This is a genomic window from Mesorhizobium sp. M7A.F.Ca.CA.002.05.1.1, from assembly GCF_003998335.1.
Classification (GTDB): Bacteria; Pseudomonadota; Alphaproteobacteria; order Rhizobiales; family Rhizobiaceae; genus Mesorhizobium.
On record NZ_RZQI01000265.1, the window covers coordinates 5,877 to 6,783 of the forward strand.

At 63.1% G+C, this 907-nt stretch carries 2 protein-coding genes; both read left to right on the forward strand.

The window, feature by feature from the left end; all coding sequences use genetic code 11:
* Window positions 1-148 precede the first annotated feature (148 nt).
* Complete coding sequence (locus tag EN939_RS15425) at window positions 149-583, forward strand: DUF2948 family protein (RefSeq protein WP_127268680.1); 435 nt, start codon at window positions 149-151, stop codon at window positions 581-583.
* A gap of 7 nt (window positions 584-590) precedes the next feature.
* Window positions 591-907: histidinol dehydrogenase (locus tag EN939_RS15430; protein WP_206528293.1), on the forward strand; the 317-nt coding region annotated here is incomplete at its 3' end.

Consider the following 907-nt stretch of genomic DNA (forward strand, 5'->3'; position numbering starts at 1 on the left):
GCGTCCTTCTCCCCGTCACTATATGGGGAGAAGTGCCCGGCAGGGCGATGAGGGGCAGCGCAGACCTGCAGCTGTTGGTGCGGTTGCACCGATCGCCAAGACCGCCTAACAGAAGGCTGAACAATCAACCTTCAGGTGCGAAATCCGCATGACCGGCCTTAAGCTTATCGCGCTAGACGACCAGGACCTGAGCATCGTTTCGGCTCATGTCCAGGATGCCGTGCTGAAAGTCAGCGACCTCGAATTCCTGCCTGCGGCCAAGCGTTTCCTGCTGACCATGAACCGTTTCGTCTGGGAAGCAAAATCCGGCCTGTTTCGCCAGCACAATGAGCGACGGCAGGCCGTGCTGCATTTCGACCGCGTGCTCGGCGCCAAGACCAGCGGCATCGACCGCGACAAGCCTGCGGAAGTCTTGTCGCTGCTGGCGATCAGCTTCATCGAGATCAGCAAGCCGGCCGGCATCGTCGAGCTGATCTTCTCGGGCGGCGGTGCGATCATGCTCGACGTCGAATGCATCGAGGCCCGCCTTGCCGACATCGGCGGGGCGTGGGAAGCCACCTCGCGCCCCATCCACAAGGCCTGAGCGTCCGATGGCCATCACGCTTCGTCAGTCCGACGCCGATTTCGAGCAGCGTTTCGCCGCCTTCCTGTTGACCAAGCGGGAAGTGTCCGCCGACGTCGATGCAGCGGTGGGCGCCATCATCGCGCGCGTGCGCGCCGAGGGCGACGCGGCGCTGATCGACTATTCACGGAAATTCGATCGCGCCGATCTGGCTGGACTGGGCATTGCCGTTTCGAAGGACGACATCGCCCAGGCCTACAAGGCCGCCGACCCAAAGACGATCGAGGCGCTGGAATTCGCGCGCGACCGCATCCGCTCGCATCATGAGCGGCAGCGACCAAAGGA

Coding starts and splice junctions, on each gene's coding strand:
- EN939_RS15425 (WP_127268680.1), top strand. CDS start 149: ATGACCGGCCTTAAGCTTATCGCGCTAGACGACCAGGACCTGAGCATC.